Source organism: Streptomyces sp. NPDC090045, assembly GCF_044747975.1.
In the GTDB taxonomy this organism is placed as follows: domain Bacteria; phylum Actinomycetota; class Actinomycetes; order Streptomycetales; family Streptomycetaceae; genus Streptomyces.
The window spans coordinates 273,195-287,253 of sequence record NZ_JBIVFA010000013.1 but is presented as its reverse complement, the minus strand read 5'-3'; the positions used below and the strand labels follow the sequence as shown (position 1 = coordinate 287,253).

Sequence of the window (14,059 nt, the reverse complement as noted above, 5' to 3'; positions counted from 1 at the left end):
GGACCCTGTGGGAGAGTAGGACGCCGCCGAACAATCATTGCGGGAAGCCCCGCACCAAACCTTTCGGGGTTCGGTGCGGGGCTTTTCTGCGTTCAGGACACGTGTGCGGTCTCCTGTAGGGTCAGGGGGCATCGAACGACCGTTTTCTACAGTCACAGTGGAGGCCCCCGGGTGGAGGTCCAGGAGACTCGGGTTCAGACTGACCGAATTTTCACCATTCCGAACATCCTGAGCATGGCTCGCCTCGCCGGCGTGCCCTTGTTCCTGTGGCTGATCCTTGCGGAGTACGACGGATGGGCCCTGGCCGTCCTCATGCTCAGCGGGATCAGCGACTACCTCGACGGGAAGCTCGCGCGGCGCTGGAATCAGATCAGCAAGCTCGGCCGGCTGCTCGATCCGGCTGCGGACCGCCTCTACATCCTGTCGACGCTCTTCGGTCTGACCTATCGCGAGCTGCTGCCGCTGTGGCTCACCGGAGCACTGCTCCTGCGTGAGCTGATGTTGCTGGTCATGGTGTGGATCCTGCGTCGCCACGGCTATCCGCCGCCGCAGGTCAACTTCCTGGGCAAGGCGGCGACCTTCAACCTGATGTACGCGTTTCCCTTGCTGCTGCTCAGTGATGGCACGGGTTGGTTGGCCTGGTTGGGGTCAGTTTTCGGATGGGCGTTCGCGGGATGGGGTACAACCCTCTATTGGTGGGCAGGAATCCTTTACGTGGTTCAAGTCCGCCGTCTCGTGAAGGCTGACGCCACGGCCGATTGAGCCCGACCGGCGCCGGATGACGCGGAAGAGTCGCGGAGTCACCGACCGAGACGGGTGAGAGTCGGCACGACTGTCATCTCTCAAGGAGGATTCTTCCGACATGAAGGCCGTCGTGATGGCCGGTGGCGAAGGTACGCGTCTTCGTCCCATGACCTCGAGCATGCCCAAGCCGCTCCTGCCGGTGGCCAACCGGCCGATCATGGAGCACGTGCTCAGGCTGCTCAAGCGCCATGGGCTCAGCGAGACCGTGGTCACCGTGCAGTTCCTGGCGTCGCTCGTCAAGAACTACTTCGGGGATGGCGAAGAGCTCGGAATGGAGCTCACCTATGCCAACGAGGAGAAGCCACTCGGCACCGCCGGCAGTGTGAAGAATGCCGAGGAAGCCTTGAAGGATGACGCCTTCGTCGTCATTTCCGGCGATGCGCTCACCGACTTCGACCTCACCGATCTGATCCGCTTCCACAAGGAGAAGGGCGCACTCGTCACGGTGTGCCTGACCCGGGTGCCGAACCCGCTGGAATTCGGCATCACGATCGTGGACGAGGAGGGCAAGGTCGAGCGCTTCCTGGAGAAGCCGACCTGGGGCCAGGTCTTCTCCGACACCGTCAACACCGGCATCTACGTCATGGAGCCCGAGGTCTTCAATTACGTGGACCCGGACGTCTCCGTCGACTGGTCCGGCGATGTCTTCCCGCAGCTGATGAAGGAAGGCCGGCCGATCTACGGCTATGTGGCCGAGGGCTACTGGGAGGACGTGGGCACGCACGAGAGCTACGTCAAGGCACAGGCCGACGTGCTCGAGGGCAAGGTCGAGATCGAGATGGACGGCTTCGAGATCTCGCCCGGGGTGTGGATCGCCGAAGGGGCCGAGGTGAGCCCGGACGCGGTGCTGCGCGGGCCCCTGTACATCGGGGACTACGCCAAGATCGAGGCCGGTGTCGAGATCCGCGAGCACACCGTCATCGGGTCGAACGTCGTCGTGAAGAGCGGGGCCTTCCTGCACCGGGCCGTCGTCCACGACAACGTCTACATCGGGCCCCACAGCAATCTCCGCGGCTGTGTCATCGGCAAGAACACCGACATCATGCGTTCCGCGCGTATCGAGGACGGCGCCGTCATCGGTGACGAGTGCCTCGTCGGTGAGGAATCGATCGTTCAGGGGAACGTGCGGGTCTATCCCTTCAAGACGATCGAGGCCGGCGCCTTCGTCAACACGTCCGTCATCTGGGAGTCCCGCGGGCAGGCCCATCTGTTCGGCGCGCGGGGAGTCTCCGGGATCCTGAACGTCGAGATCACCCCCGAGCTCGTGGTCCGGCTCGCCGGCGCCTACGCGACGACCCTGAAGAAGGGGGCGACGGTCACCACGGCCCGTGACCACTCCCGAGGCGCGAGAGCGCTCAAGCGGGCCGTGATCTCGGCCCTGCAGGCCAGCGCGATCAACGTACGCGACCTGGAGAACGTACCGCTGCCGGTGGCCCGGCAGCAGACCGCACGCGGCACCGCCGGCGGGATCGTCCTGCGGACCTCGCCGGGTGTGCCGGACTCGGTCGACATCATGTTCCTGGACGAGCGCGGCGCCGACCTCTCGCTCCAGCAGCAGCGCAAGCTGGACCGCGTGTACGCACGCCAGGAGTACCGGCGGGCGTTCCCCGGCGAGATCGGCGACCTGCAGTTCCCCGGCAGCGTCTTCGACGCCTACACGGGCTCGCTGCTGCGGCGGGTGGACACCACCGGGATCGGCGATGCCGGGCTCAAGGTGGTCGTGGACGCCTCCAACGGCAGCGCCGGGCTCGTGCTGCCGAGCCTCCTGGGACGGCTCGGCGTGGACGCCCTGACGATCAATCCCGGGCTCGACGAGTCCAGGCCGACGGAGACGAGCGAGTCCCGGCGGGCCGGGCTGGTGCGGCTCGGGGAGATCGTCGCCTCCGCGCGGGCGGCCTTCGGGGTCCGTTTCGACCCGGTCGGCGAGCGGATCTCGCTCGTGGACGAGCGCGGACGGATCATCGAGGACGACCGCGCGCTGCTGGTCATGCTCGACCTGGTGGCCGCGGAGAAGCGCAGCGGCAAGGTCGCGCTGCCGGTGACCACGACACGGGTCGCCGAGCAGGTGGCGGCGTACCACGGCACGCAGGTGGAGTGGACGACGACGTCGCCCGACGACCTGACCCGGGTGGGGCGCGCGGAGAACACCATCTTCGGCGGGGACGGCCGGGGCGGCTTCATCGTTCCGGAGTTCAGCAGCGTCTTCGACGGTTCGGCGGCCTTCGTGCAGCTGCTCGGCCTGGTGGCGCGCACGCAGCTCACGCTGAGCCAGATCGACGCCCGGATTCCGCGGGCCCACGTGCTCAAGCGGGACGTTCCGACGCCGTGGGCGGTGAAGGGGCTCGTCATGCGGCGGGTCGTGGAGGCCGCCGGCGACCGGCAGGTGGACACCACCGACGGGGTACGGGTGGTCGAGGCCGACGGACGGTGGGCGCTGGTCCTGCCCGACCCGGCGGAGGCGGTCACCCACCTGTGGGCCGAAGGCCCCGACGACGCCTCCGCGCAGGCCCTGCTCGACGAGTGGGCGGCCGTGGTGGACGGGGCCGGGCACTGAGCGCCGGTCACCGTGTGACGACGCAACGCGTCGCTGCGTGACGACGTAGGGCAGGGTCCGGTGGGCCGGGTGCGGGAGTCCCGCTCCGGTCCACCGGATGGGCGCATTGGGTGTGTACGGCGCCGACATGCGACGATGTGCGGCATGTCGCAGCCGCCCCACAACCGGACTCCGGCGTCTCCTGCGCCCCCGCGCCCGGACGCTTCCATGTCGCTGCTGACGCACGTGATGGACCACAGCCTCGACGAGGGCTACGCGGAGGCCGCGGCCCGGCGCGAGGCGGAGGGAACGGCGGGTCTGCCCCGCAACCTCAAGGCCAAACTGGGGCTCGCCGCCGGACTCATGATCACCGCCGTTGTCGTCACGCTCGGTGCGGCCGAGGCGCGGATAGCCGCTCCGGTGCTGGCCAAGGAGCGTCACGAGCTGATCGACCGGGTGCAGCGGGCCGATGAGCGCGCGGACGGCCTGGAGCGGCAGATCGACAGCCTGAGGACCGATGTCGCGGCCCGCCAGCGCGCGGCGCTGAAGCAGCCCGGCGGGGGCCAGGGCGAGCTCGTGGCGCTGCTGGCCGGTGCCACGGAGGTCCGCGGGCCCGGGATCAAGCTGGTCGTGGACGATGCCAAGGGCGCCTCCTCCGGAGGCGGTGGCAAACCGCGTGAGAGCTCCGGTTTCTCGGACACCGGCCGACTCCGCGACCGCGACATGCAGAAGATCGTCAACGGGCTGTGGCAGTCCGGGGCGGAGGCCGTCTCCATCAACGGGCAGCGGCTCACGGAGCTGTCGGCGATCAGGGCCGCGGGTGACGCGATACTGGTCGACAACAGGCCTCTGGTGCCGCCGTACGAGGTGCTGGCGGTGGGGGACAAGAAGCGGCTGGGCACGGCCTTCCAGGATTCCGCGGACGGCCAGTACCTGCACGTGCTGCAGGAGAGCTACGGGATCCGCTACACCCTGTCCGCCGCGGACGAGGTGCGGCTGCCGGCCGCGTCGAGTCTGACCGTACGTACGGCTACACCGGTAGAGCAGCAGAAGGGTGCATCGTGATCGCGGTACTGGGCCTCTTGGCCGGAGTGGTGGTCGGACTTCTGGTCCGGCCCGAGGTACCGGCCGTGGTGGAGCCATATCTGCCGATCGCCGTCGTGGCGGCGCTGGACGCGGTGTTCGGCGGTCTGCGCGCGATGCTGGACGGGATCTTCGTGGACAAGGTCTTCGTGGTGTCGTTCCTGTCGAACGTGGTGGTGGCGGCGCTGATCGTCTTCCTCGGTGACAAGCTCGGCGTCGGCTCGCAGCTGTCCACGGGCGTGGTCGTGGTCCTCGGCATCCGCATCTTCTCCAACGCCGCGGCCATCCGCCGGCACGTGTTCCGGGCGTGAGGCCGATGAGTACGAACGACAGTCCCGAGGAGTCGGGTCCGGGGCCCGAAGGGCAGCCGCCGAAGGACGTACCGGCGCAGCCCGCCCAGCAGCCCGCGCAGCAGCCTGCGCAGGAGCCCGCGCAGGCCGCTGATCAGCCCGCGCAGGCCGCTGATCAGCCCGAGGAGACCGGCCGGCAGCGGCTCGCGGCCGGACTGTGGCCGCCGCGGGTGAGCCGGGCCCAACTGATCGTCGCACTGCTGCTGTTCGTCCTGGGGCTGGGGCTGGCCATCCAGGTCCGGTCGAACAGCGACTCCAGCGCGCTGCGCGGGGCGCGCCAGGAGGACCTCGTACGGATCCTGGACGAGCTCGACGGGCGGACCAAGCGCCTGGAAGAGGAGAAGCAGGCGCTGGAGGATCAGCGCAGGGAGCTGGAGAGCAGCTCCAACCAGGCCGAGGAGGCCCGCAAGCAGACCGTGGAGAAGGAGCGTCAACTCGGGATCCTGGCCGGTACGGTGGCAGCGCAGGGGCCGGGCATCACGCTGAAGATCACCGACCCCACGGGCCAGGTGCAGTCCGACCAGCTGCTGGACACCCTTCAGGAGCTGCGGGCGGCCGGGGCCGAGGCGATCCAGATCAACGGTGTGCGCATCGTGGCCGGCTCGTACTTCTCCGACGAGAACGGCGGGGTCGCGATCGACGGTAAGAAGATCACACAGCCCTACGAGTTCAAGGTGATCGGCAAGCCCCAGGATCTGGAGCCCGCGCTCAACATTCCCGGTGGTGTCGTCCAGACGCTGGAGAAGGAGCAGGCGACCGTCGCCGTCACACGGTCGGCGAAGATCGTTGTGGATGCCTTGCGGGCTGCGAAGCAGCCTGACTACGCTCGGTCGTCATCGTGAGGAACTGGAGTGGAAGGTGGAGCGGCTCACGCGGGCGGATGCCTGCGGGGGGTCGGCGCACTGAAGTCGCGGTGCGTGGTGGAAACTGTCTGGTGGTTACGGACGTTGTGAGAATGTCCGGGTCGGCAGGTGTCTGCATTCGGAGTTCGTCCTGCCCCACGGGCGGGTCTGTTTCGGTCAAGGGGAATCGCCCGTGAAGTTGTTTGAGAAGTTGTTCGGCAAGAAGAACCGCGAGGACAGCGGTTCGGCACGGCACCGTGCGGGGCATGGGGACGCGGAAGCGCAGGGCGACCGGCCGCTCTTCCGCGACGAGGTGGCCGGCCCGGGTGATGTTCCGGGCGGCCACGGCGCGTCGTCCGTTGACCCTGCCGGTACCGGAGGCATAGGTTTCGGTGAACCATCAACCTCAACTGCGGGTGGAGGGTTTGCCCCCGACCCGTACGCCACCAATGCCTCCGCGGGGCAGCCGCGGCGCGAGGAGCCGTCCATGTCGGCCGAGCAGATTTGCAGCAGGTGCGGACACCGCAGCGATGCGGCCAGCCGGTTCTGCTCCAACTGCGGGGCGCCGCTGCGGCCGGGTCTGACGCCGGAGCGCGCCTCGGAGACCACGTCCACCATCTCGATCTCGGGCCTGGAGGCCTACGAGGCCGAGGTGTCGGGACAAACGCACGTGTCGTCCTCGCTTTCCCCCGAGGCCCAGGCCGCGGTGGAAGCGCTGCCGCCCGGTTCCGCCCTGCTCATCGTGCGGCGCGGTCCCAACTCCGGTAGCCGCTTCCTGCTGGACGGCGAGCTGACCACGGCCGGCCGGCACCCGCAGAGCGACATCTTCCTGGACGACGTCACCGTCTCCCGGCGCCATGTCGACTTCCGCCGGGGCCAGGACGGCGGCTTCACCGTCTCCGACGTGGGCAGCCTCAACGGCACGTACGTGAACCGGGAACCGATCGACTCCGTCGCCCTGCACAACGGCGACGAGGTGCAGATCGGAAAGTACCGGCTGGTCTTCTACGCGAGCCTGCGGGGCATCTGACCCCTTCCGGACTCCGTCCGGGGGGACCCCCGCCCCCGGACTCCGTCCGGGGCTTCCCAGGGAAGGTCCCATGCTGCGCAACCCGACAGGGGGTGCCGGAAACGGCACCGCCGGCTCGGCCGGGCGGCTGGTGAGCATCGGCACGGTGCTCACCACGCTGCGTGACGAGTTCCCCGAGGTCACCATCTCGAAGATCCGTTTTCTGGAGGCGGAGGGGCTCGTCGAGCCCCGGCGCACCCCTTCGGGATACCGCAAGTTCAGCACCGAGGATGTGGAGCGCCTCGCCCGCATCCTGCGTCTGCAGCGCGACCACTACCTGCCGCTGAAGGTCATCCGCGAGCAGCTGGACGCGCTCGCCCGCGGTGAGCAGATCCGCATCCCGGCGCCCACCGCGCACGGGGATGCCGACGATCCCACCAGCCCGGCGGCCGTGTACGGCGAGGTCGGGCGGGAGCGGCCCACCGTGGCCCGGGTGGGCCGGGCGGAGCTGCTGGCCGCCGCCGACGTGGACGAGGCCCAGCTGGTCGAGTGGGAGTCGTACGGGCTGCTGGCCGAGGCGCCGGGCGGTGGTTTCGACGCCGAGGCGGTCACGGTGGCCCGGCTGGTGGCCGATCTGGGGCGCTTCGGGCTGGAGCCGCGGCACCTGCGCGCGATGAAAGCTGCAGCCGACCGGGAGGCGGGCCTGGTGGAGCAGGTCGTGGCACCGCTGCGCCGGCACCGCAACCCGCAGACCAGGGCCCATGCGGAGGCCACGCTGAAGGAGCTGGCGGGGCTGTCCGTACGGCTCCACGAGGCCCTCGTGCAGACCGCTCTGGGAGTCCGGTTGCGGTGACCGCGCTGGTCGGAGTGGAGCCCCGACTACCCAAACCTGCCGGGCAGGTCCTAGGGTTGCTGTGTGAACGAGCTCGACGTTGTGGGTGTCCGGGTGGAAATGCCCTCCAACCAACCGATCGTGCTCCTGCGTGAAGTGGGAGGCGACCGGTACCTCCCCATCTGGATCGGTCCAGGGGAGGCGACCGCCATTGCCTTCGCGCAGCAGGGGATGGCCCCTGCCCGGCCGCTGACGCACGACCTGTTCAAGGACGTGCTGGAGGCGATCGGCGAGGAGCTCACCGAGGTCCGGATCACGGATCTGCGGGAGGGCGTCTTCTACGCGGAGCTCGTCTTCGCCAGCGGGGTCGAGGTGAGCGCGCGGCCGTCCGATGCCATAGCGCTGGCCCTGCGGACGGGGACGCCGATCTACGGCAGTGACGGCGTGCTCGACGACGCCGGAATCGCCATTCCGGACGAGCAGGAGGACGAGGTGGAGAAGTTCCGCGAGTTCCTCGACCAGATCTCGCCCGAGGACTTCGGCACCGGCCCGCAGTGAGGTGTGGGCCGCGCCGTCCGCGCGATCCGCGGGGATCTTTCAGCCCATTCGATTAGCCTTTCCCCATAACGGGATACGGGAAACCACTCTCAGGGTGATTATCACTCGGCGTGCCGAGTGTGGCGATCGTTGACGCACCCCTGGTGACTGCCTACCTTCAAGGTGGCAGGTCAAGGACGGAGGGTCGGCGTGAGGATCACGGGCGACGGTACGACCGGGGGCACCCCCGTACGGAGTGACGCTGGGCCGTACCCGCTGCACGGTGGCGCGGTCGGGTCCGCGCGCCGTCAGCCGGAGTCGACGCCGGTCGGACCGGTGAGCGGCGACCCGGCGCCCGAGCAGATCGGATACCGCGGGCCGACGGCGTGTGCCGCGGCCGGCATCACGTACCGGCAGCTGGACTACTGGGCGCGGACCGGACTGGTGGAGCCGAGCGTGCGCCCCGCGTACGGTTCGGGCACCCAGCGCCTCTACAGCTTCCGCGACGTCGTGGTCCTCAAGATCGTCAAGCGCTTCCTGGACACCGGGGTGGCGCTGCAGAACATCCGCACGGCGGTCCAGCACCTGCGTGACCGCGGGTTCTCGGACCTCGATCGGATGACGCTGATGAGCGACGGCGCCACCGTGTACGAGTGCACCTCTCCCGACCAGGTCGTGAGCCTGCTCCAGGGTGGGCAGGGCGTCTTCGGCATCGCCGTGGGCGTGGTGTGGCGCGATGTCGAGAGCGCGCTCTCGCAGCTGCACGGGGAACGGGTGGACACCGGCGAGACCCTGGTCGGGCACAACCCGACGGACGAGCTGGCAGCCCGCCGCAACCGCGCCGTCTGATCCGGGCCGGAGAAATGTCAGTGCCGTAGGGCAGCATCGGTGCTGTGAGAGCCGCGCCGACCATTCTGCATCTGGACATGGACGCCTTCTACGCCTCCGTGGAGCAGGCGTCGAAGCCCAGTCTGCGGGGCAAGGCCGTCATCGTCGGTGGGCTGGGGCCGCGCGGGGTCGTGGCCACGGCTTCGTACGAGGCCAGGCGGTTCGGGGTGCACTCCGCGATGCCGACGGCGCAGGCGCGGCGGCTCTGCCCGAACGGCGCCTACCTGATCCCGCGCTTCAGTCTCTACCGGCAGGTCAGCGACGTGGTGATGGCCCTGCTGCGCGAGCTGTCGCCGCTCGTGGAGCCGCTCAGCCTGGACGAGGCCTTCGTGGACCTGGAGGCGGGCGGGGTGGCCTTCGACTCGCGGACCGCCCGCTCGACGGGTGAGCGGCTGCGGGCCGACATCAGGGCCGCCACGGGGCTCAGCGGGTCGGTGGGGCTCGCCGGGTCGAAGATGCTGGCCAAGGTGGCGTCCGAGGAGGCCAAGCCGGCCGGGCTGCTGCTGATCGAGCCGGGAACCGAGCGCGAGCTGCTCGCGCCGATGTCCGTACGGACGCTGCCCGGGGTGGGGCCGGCCACGGGGGAGCACCTGCGCCGCGCCGGGATCACCACGGTGGGGGAGCTGGCGGAGGCCGGGGAGGACGAGCTGGTCCGGATGCTCGGGCGGGCGCACGGCGTGGGCCTGTACCGGATGGCGCTGGGGCTGGACGACCGGCCGGTGGTCGCGGAGCGGGACGCGAAGTCGGTGTCGGTCGAGGACACCTTCGATGTGGACCTGCACGACCGGGTACGGATCCGGAACGAGGTGCAGCGGCTCGCCGACCGGTGTGTGCAGCGGCTGCGCGGCTCGGGGCACTCCGGGCGGACGATCGTGCTGAAGGTGCGGCGGTACGACTTCTCCACGCTGACGCGGTCCGAGACGCTGCGCGGGCCCACGGACGACCCCGCGGTGGTGCGGGAGGCCGCGGCGCGGCTGCTGGAGGGCGTGGACACCACGGGAGGGGTGCGGCTGCTGGGGGTGGGGGTGACCGGGCTCGCGGACTACACGCAGGAGGACCTGTTCGCTCAGTCGGCTGCCTCTGAGCCGGACGGGGCGGGTGAGGAGGCCGGGACGGCTGTCTCCGGCGGGAGCGGTGAGAGCGGAGCCGCAGGCGGGTCTGTGGGGGCCTCTGAGGGTTCCGGGGCGCCGGCGGCCGACGGGCCTCCGGGGGAGCCGGAGCCGGCTCCCGAGCGGCGCTGGCCGGCCGGGAGTGACGTACGGCACGCGGTGTACGGGCCCGGGTGGGTGCAGGGCAGCGGGGTCGGGCGGGTGACCGTACGGTTCGAGCAGCCGGGATCGGAGCCGGGCCGGGTGCGGACCTTCCGGGTGGACGACCCCGAGCTGGAGCCGTCCGATCCGCTGCCGCTGGTGGGGGAGGGGGAGCCGGGAGCCGCCGGCCCGGCATGATCCGGGAGGGTGTCGCCCGCCAAGGCCCGCAGTCCCGCGGCGCTCAGCCCTCGTCGTTCGCCAGGCGGCCGAAGTCGCGCGAGAAGTCCGTGGGCAGGGTCGTGTCCAGGCCGTAGTGGTGGTAGAGCTGCAGCTCCTGTTCGGGGGAGAGGTGGCGGCCGACGCCGAAGTCGGGGGCGTCCCTGATGAGGGAGCGCTCGAAGGGCACCCGCAGGGTGTCGCCCACCATCTCGCTCGGCTCCAGCGGGACGAAGGCGTCCCGGCTGAACAGGCCCGTACGGACGGCAGCCCATTCCGGGACGCCCGTGGCATCGTCGAGGTAGACCTCGTCCACGGTGCCGATCTTGGTGCCATTGCGGTCGAACGCCTTGCGGCCGATCAGGCTGCGCGGATCGATGTCGGTCTGCACGGTCCCTCCAAATGGTCGCAACTCCTCCGTAATGACTACAGAAGTGCATAACTGCAGCGGAGGCCACTCGGGGAGGCCCCAGATCCTCGCTGGTAGGCTGGGTGATGGCTGTCGACCCTGTGCGGGAGAGTCCTCCGAGTGAGCAAGACGGAGGCGCCGAAGGAGCAAATCCTCCCCGGAATCTCTCAGGCATACGTACCGCACGGACGAGGCCACTCTGGAAAGCAGGGGCGGGTACCGGGCGCGCAGTGCCGGTCCCACTCCTCACCGACGGTGAAAGCCGGAGGGCTCGGGCGACCCCCGTGACTCCGGTGAAACTCTCAGGTGCAGATGACAGAGGGGGAGGCCGTCCGGGTGCCCGCGCCGTGGTGCCCCTCGCAGGTCATACGACCAGGAGGCCTCCGTACATGACCGCCAACCGCATTCCGCTCTCCCAGCTGGAGCGAGGCATCCCCTTCGAACAGCGCCACATCGGTCCGGATGCCGAGGCGCAGGCGAAGATGCTCGCCCATGTGGGCTACGGCTCCCTGGACGAACTGACCGCCGCCGCGGTACCGGATGTGATCAAGACCGCCGAGGCGCTCGACCTGCCCGAGGCGCGGACCGAGGCCGAGGTGCTCGCCGAGCTGCGCTCGCTCGCCGACCGCAACCAGGTCCTGTCCTCCATGATCGGTCTCGGCTACTACGGGACCTTCACGCCCCCGGTGATCCTCCGCAACGTCATGGAGAACCCGGCCTGGTACACGGCGTACACCCCGTACCAGCCGGAGATCTCGCAGGGCCGCCTCGAAGCGCTCCTGAACTTCCAGACCGTCGTCGCCGAGCTCACCGGGCTGCCGACCTCGGGCGCCTCCCTCCTCGACGAGGGCACCGCGGCCGCCGAGGCCATGACGCTGGCCCGCCGCGTGGGCAAGGCCAAGGGGAACGTCTTCCTCGTCGACGCCGACGCGCTGCCGCAGACCATCGCCGTGATCGAGACCCGCGCCGAGCCGATCGGCATCGAGGTCGTCGTCGCCGACCTGTCCGAGGGCATCCCGGCCGAGGTCGCCGAGCGCGGTGTCTACGGCGTGCTGATCCAGTACCCGGGCGCCTCCGGTGCCGTCCGCGACATCAAGCCGGTCATCGACCAGGCGCACGAGCTCGGCGCCATCGTCGCCGTCGCCGCCGACCTGCTCGCACTGACCCTGCTGACCTCCCCGGGCGCGCTGGGCGCGGACATCGCCGTCGGCACCACCCAGCGCTTCGGCGTCCCGATGGGCTTCGGCGGACCGCACGCCGGCTACATGGCCGTCCAGGACAAGCACGCCCGTTCGCTGCCCGGCCGCCTCGTCGGCGTTTCGGTGGACGCGGACGGCAACAAGGCGTACCGCCTGGCCCTGCAGACCCGCGAGCAGCACATCCGCCGCGAGAAGGCCACCAGCAACATCTGTACCGCGCAGGTGCTGCTCGCCGTCATGGCCGCCATGTACGCCGTCTACCACGGCCCGGACGGCCTGCGGACGATCGCCCGCCGGACCCACCGCTACGCGGCCCTGATCGCCGCGGGCCTGACGGCCGGCGGGGTCGAGATCGTGCACGGCTCGTACTTCGACACGGTCACCGCCCGCGTGCCGGGCCGCGCGGCCGAGGTCGTCGCCGCCGCCCGCGAGGGCGGCATCAACCTGCACCAGGTCGACGCCGACCACGTCTCCCTCGCCTGCGACGAGACCACCCTGCGCGCCGACGTCGAGGCCGTCTGGGCGGCCTTCGGCGTCACCGCGGACATCGAGGCGCTCGACGCGACCACGGACGACACCCTGCCCGAGGGCCTGCTGCGCGCGGACGACTACCTGACGCACCCGGTCTTCCACCAGCACCGCTCCGAGACCGCGATGCTGCGCTACCTGCGCAAGCTCTCGGACAAGGACTACGCGCTGGACCGCGGCATGATCCCGCTGGGCTCCTGCACCATGAAGCTCAACGCGACCACCGAGATGGAGTCGGTCACCTGGCCCGAATTCGGCCAGCTGCACCCCTTCGCCCCGGTGGAGCAGGCCGAGGGTTACCTCACGCTCATCACCGAGCTGGAGGAACGTCTCTGCGAGGTCACCGGCTACGACAAGGTGTCCATCCAGCCCAACGCCGGCTCCCAGGGCGAGCTCGCCGGCCTGCTGGCCGTGCGCGCCTACCACCGTGCGAACGGTGACGAGCAGCGCACCATCTGCCTCATCCCGTCCTCCGCGCACGGCACCAACGCCGCCAGCGCCGTGATGGCCGGCATGAAGGTCGTCGTCGTCAAGACCGCCGACGACGGCGAGGTGGACGCGGCCGACCTGCGCGCCAAGATCGAGCAGTACCGCGACGAGCTCGCCGTGCTGATGATCACGTACCCCTCCACGCACGGTGTGTTCGAGGAGCACGTCGCCGACATCTGCGCCCAGGTGCACGAGGCCGGCGGCCAGGTCTACGTCGACGGCGCCAACCTGAACGCCCTGGTGGGCCTCGCCAAGCCGGGTCACTTCGGGGGCGACGTCTCGCACCTGAACCTGCACAAGACCTTCTGCATCCCGCACGGCGGCGGCGGTCCGGGCGTCGGCCCGGTCGGTGTCCGGGCGCACCTGGCCCCGTACCTGCCGAACCACCCGCTCCAGCCGACCGCCGGCCCGGAGACGGGCGTCGGCCCGATCTCGGCCGCCCCGTGGGGCTCGGCCGGTATCCTGCCGATCTCGTGGTCGTACGTGCGCCTGATGGGCGGCGAGGGCCTCAAGCGCGCCACCCAGGTGGCGGTGCTCGGTGCCAACTACATCGCCAAGCGCCTGGAGCCGCACTACCCGGTGCTCTACACCGGCCCGGGCAACCTGGTCGCGCACGAGTGCATCATCGACCTGCGCCCGCTGTCGAAGTCCACGGGCGTGAGCGTGGACGACATCGCCAAGCGTCTGATCGACTACGGCTTCCACGCCCCGACGATGTCCTTCCCGGTCGCCGGCACGCTGATGATCGAGCCGACGGAGTCCGAGGACCTCGCCGAGATCGACCGCTTCTGCGACGCCATGATCGCCATCCGCGGCGAGATCGAGCGGGTCGCGGGCGGCGAGTGGCCGGCGGACGACAACCCGCTGGCCAACTCCCCGCACACCGCGGCGGCACTGGGCGGCGAGTGGAACCACCCGTACACCCGCGACGAGGCCGTCTTCCCGGGCGGTGTCACGGCCGCCGAGAAGTACTGGCCGCCGGTGCGCCGCATCGACGGCGCCTTCGGCGACCGCAACCTGGTCTGCTCCTGCCCGCCGCTGGACGAGTACGACCACTGACACCGAGCGGTGACGTGACATGACGAAGGGG

12 protein-coding genes and 1 riboswitch are annotated in these 14,059 nt (G+C 70.1%); of the genes, 11 read left to right on the top strand and 1 reads right to left on the bottom strand.

Translation table 11 applies throughout. The annotated features are described in order from the left end of the window. The first annotated feature begins 171 nt into the window (after positions 1 to 171). The 10 genes from ACIPYQ_RS30470 to ACIPYQ_RS30425 all read left to right on the top strand — a co-directional run bounded on the left by ACIPYQ_RS30470 (position 172) and on the right by ACIPYQ_RS30425 (position 10,326). Positions 172 to 762, top strand: coding sequence for a CDP-alcohol phosphatidyltransferase family protein (locus tag ACIPYQ_RS30470; protein ID WP_327412764.1), 591 nt, complete (start codon positions 172 to 174; stop codon positions 760 to 762). A 100-nt stretch (positions 763 to 862) separates the two neighbouring features. After that, the gene (locus tag ACIPYQ_RS30465; RefSeq protein ID WP_361768422.1) at positions 863 to 3,358 is read left to right on the top strand and encodes a mannose-1-phosphate guanyltransferase; all 2,496 of its coding nucleotides are present in this window, start codon (positions 863 to 865) and stop codon (positions 3,356 to 3,358) included. A 135-nt stretch (positions 3,359 to 3,493) separates the two neighbouring features. Further along, on the top strand, positions 3,494 to 4,402 hold the full coding sequence (locus ACIPYQ_RS30460; RefSeq protein ID WP_361768420.1) for a DUF881 domain-containing protein: 909 nt from the start codon (positions 3,494 to 3,496) through the stop codon (positions 4,400 to 4,402). Beyond that, the gene (locus ACIPYQ_RS30455) at positions 4,399 to 4,731 is read left to right on the top strand and encodes a small basic family protein (RefSeq protein ID WP_007262894.1); all 333 of its coding nucleotides are present in this window, start codon (positions 4,399 to 4,401) and stop codon (positions 4,729 to 4,731) included. Before ACIPYQ_RS30460 ends, ACIPYQ_RS30455 begins: the two co-directional genes overlap by 4 nt. 5 nt (positions 4,732 to 4,736) lie before the next feature. Continuing rightward, positions 4,737 to 5,612: a DUF881 domain-containing protein gene (locus tag ACIPYQ_RS30450; protein WP_401257071.1), complete on the top strand. Its 876-nt coding sequence runs from the start codon at positions 4,737 to 4,739 to the stop codon at positions 5,610 to 5,612. An 85-nt stretch (positions 5,613 to 5,697) separates the two neighbouring features. After that, positions 5,698 to 6,642 (top strand): FHA domain-containing protein, encoded by a 945-nt coding sequence (locus tag ACIPYQ_RS30445; protein ID WP_401257105.1) that lies wholly within the window; start codon positions 5,698 to 5,700, stop codon positions 6,640 to 6,642. Between the two features lie 70 nt (positions 6,643 to 6,712). Next, positions 6,713 to 7,474 carry a MerR family transcriptional regulator gene (locus ACIPYQ_RS30440; protein ID WP_401257069.1) on the top strand — a complete coding sequence of 254 codons (762 nt, stop codon included), beginning with the start codon at positions 6,713 to 6,715 and terminating at the stop codon, positions 7,472 to 7,474. Positions 7,475 to 7,537: 63 nt separating this feature from the next. Further along, positions 7,538 to 8,011, top strand: coding sequence for a bifunctional nuclease family protein (locus tag ACIPYQ_RS30435; protein ID WP_030009777.1), 474 nt, complete (start codon positions 7,538 to 7,540; stop codon positions 8,009 to 8,011). Between the two features lie 189 nt (positions 8,012 to 8,200). Then, entirely contained in the window at positions 8,201 to 8,839 is a 639-nt protein-coding gene (locus tag ACIPYQ_RS30430) for a MerR family transcriptional regulator (RefSeq protein WP_401257067.1), read from the top strand. Between the two features lie 44 nt (positions 8,840 to 8,883). Next, on the top strand, positions 8,884 to 10,326 hold the full coding sequence (locus tag ACIPYQ_RS30425; RefSeq protein WP_401257065.1) for a DNA polymerase IV: 1,443 nt from the start codon (positions 8,884 to 8,886) through the stop codon (positions 10,324 to 10,326). Between the two features lie 43 nt (positions 10,327 to 10,369). On the opposite strand, the gene ACIPYQ_RS30420 is transcribed toward ACIPYQ_RS30425, so the two are convergent. After that, a complete protein-coding gene (locus tag ACIPYQ_RS30420; RefSeq protein WP_401257063.1) occupies positions 10,370 to 10,735 on the bottom strand; it encodes a PRC-barrel domain-containing protein in 366 nt (121 codons plus the stop codon). 112 nt (positions 10,736 to 10,847) lie between these two features. Further along, positions 10,848 to 10,946: riboswitch (glycine riboswitch) on the top strand. Between the two features lie 196 nt (positions 10,947 to 11,142). Between ACIPYQ_RS30420 and gcvP the strand changes: the two genes are divergently transcribed. Continuing rightward, the gene (gene gcvP, locus ACIPYQ_RS30415; protein ID WP_361768411.1) at positions 11,143 to 14,028 is read left to right on the top strand and encodes an aminomethyl-transferring glycine dehydrogenase; all 2,886 of its coding nucleotides are present in this window, start codon (positions 11,143 to 11,145) and stop codon (positions 14,026 to 14,028) included. Positions 14,029 to 14,059 lie beyond the last annotated feature (31 nt).

Bases quoted from the DNA above. Each gene is read 5' to 3' on its own strand.
- ACIPYQ_RS30440 (WP_401257069.1), top strand. From the start codon at position 6,713: ATGCTGCGCAACCCGACAGGGGGTGCCGGAAACGGCACCGCCGGCTCG.
- ACIPYQ_RS30460 (WP_361768420.1), top strand. From the start codon at position 3,494: ATGTGCGGCATGTCGCAGCCGCCCCACAACCGGACTCCGGCGTCTCCT.
- gcvP (WP_361768411.1), top strand. From the start codon at position 11,143: ATGACCGCCAACCGCATTCCGCTCTCCCAGCTGGAGCGAGGCATCCCC.
- ACIPYQ_RS30465 (WP_361768422.1), top strand. From the start codon at position 863: ATGAAGGCCGTCGTGATGGCCGGTGGCGAAGGTACGCGTCTTCGTCCC.
- ACIPYQ_RS30450 (WP_401257071.1), top strand. From the start codon at position 4,737: ATGAGTACGAACGACAGTCCCGAGGAGTCGGGTCCGGGGCCCGAAGGG.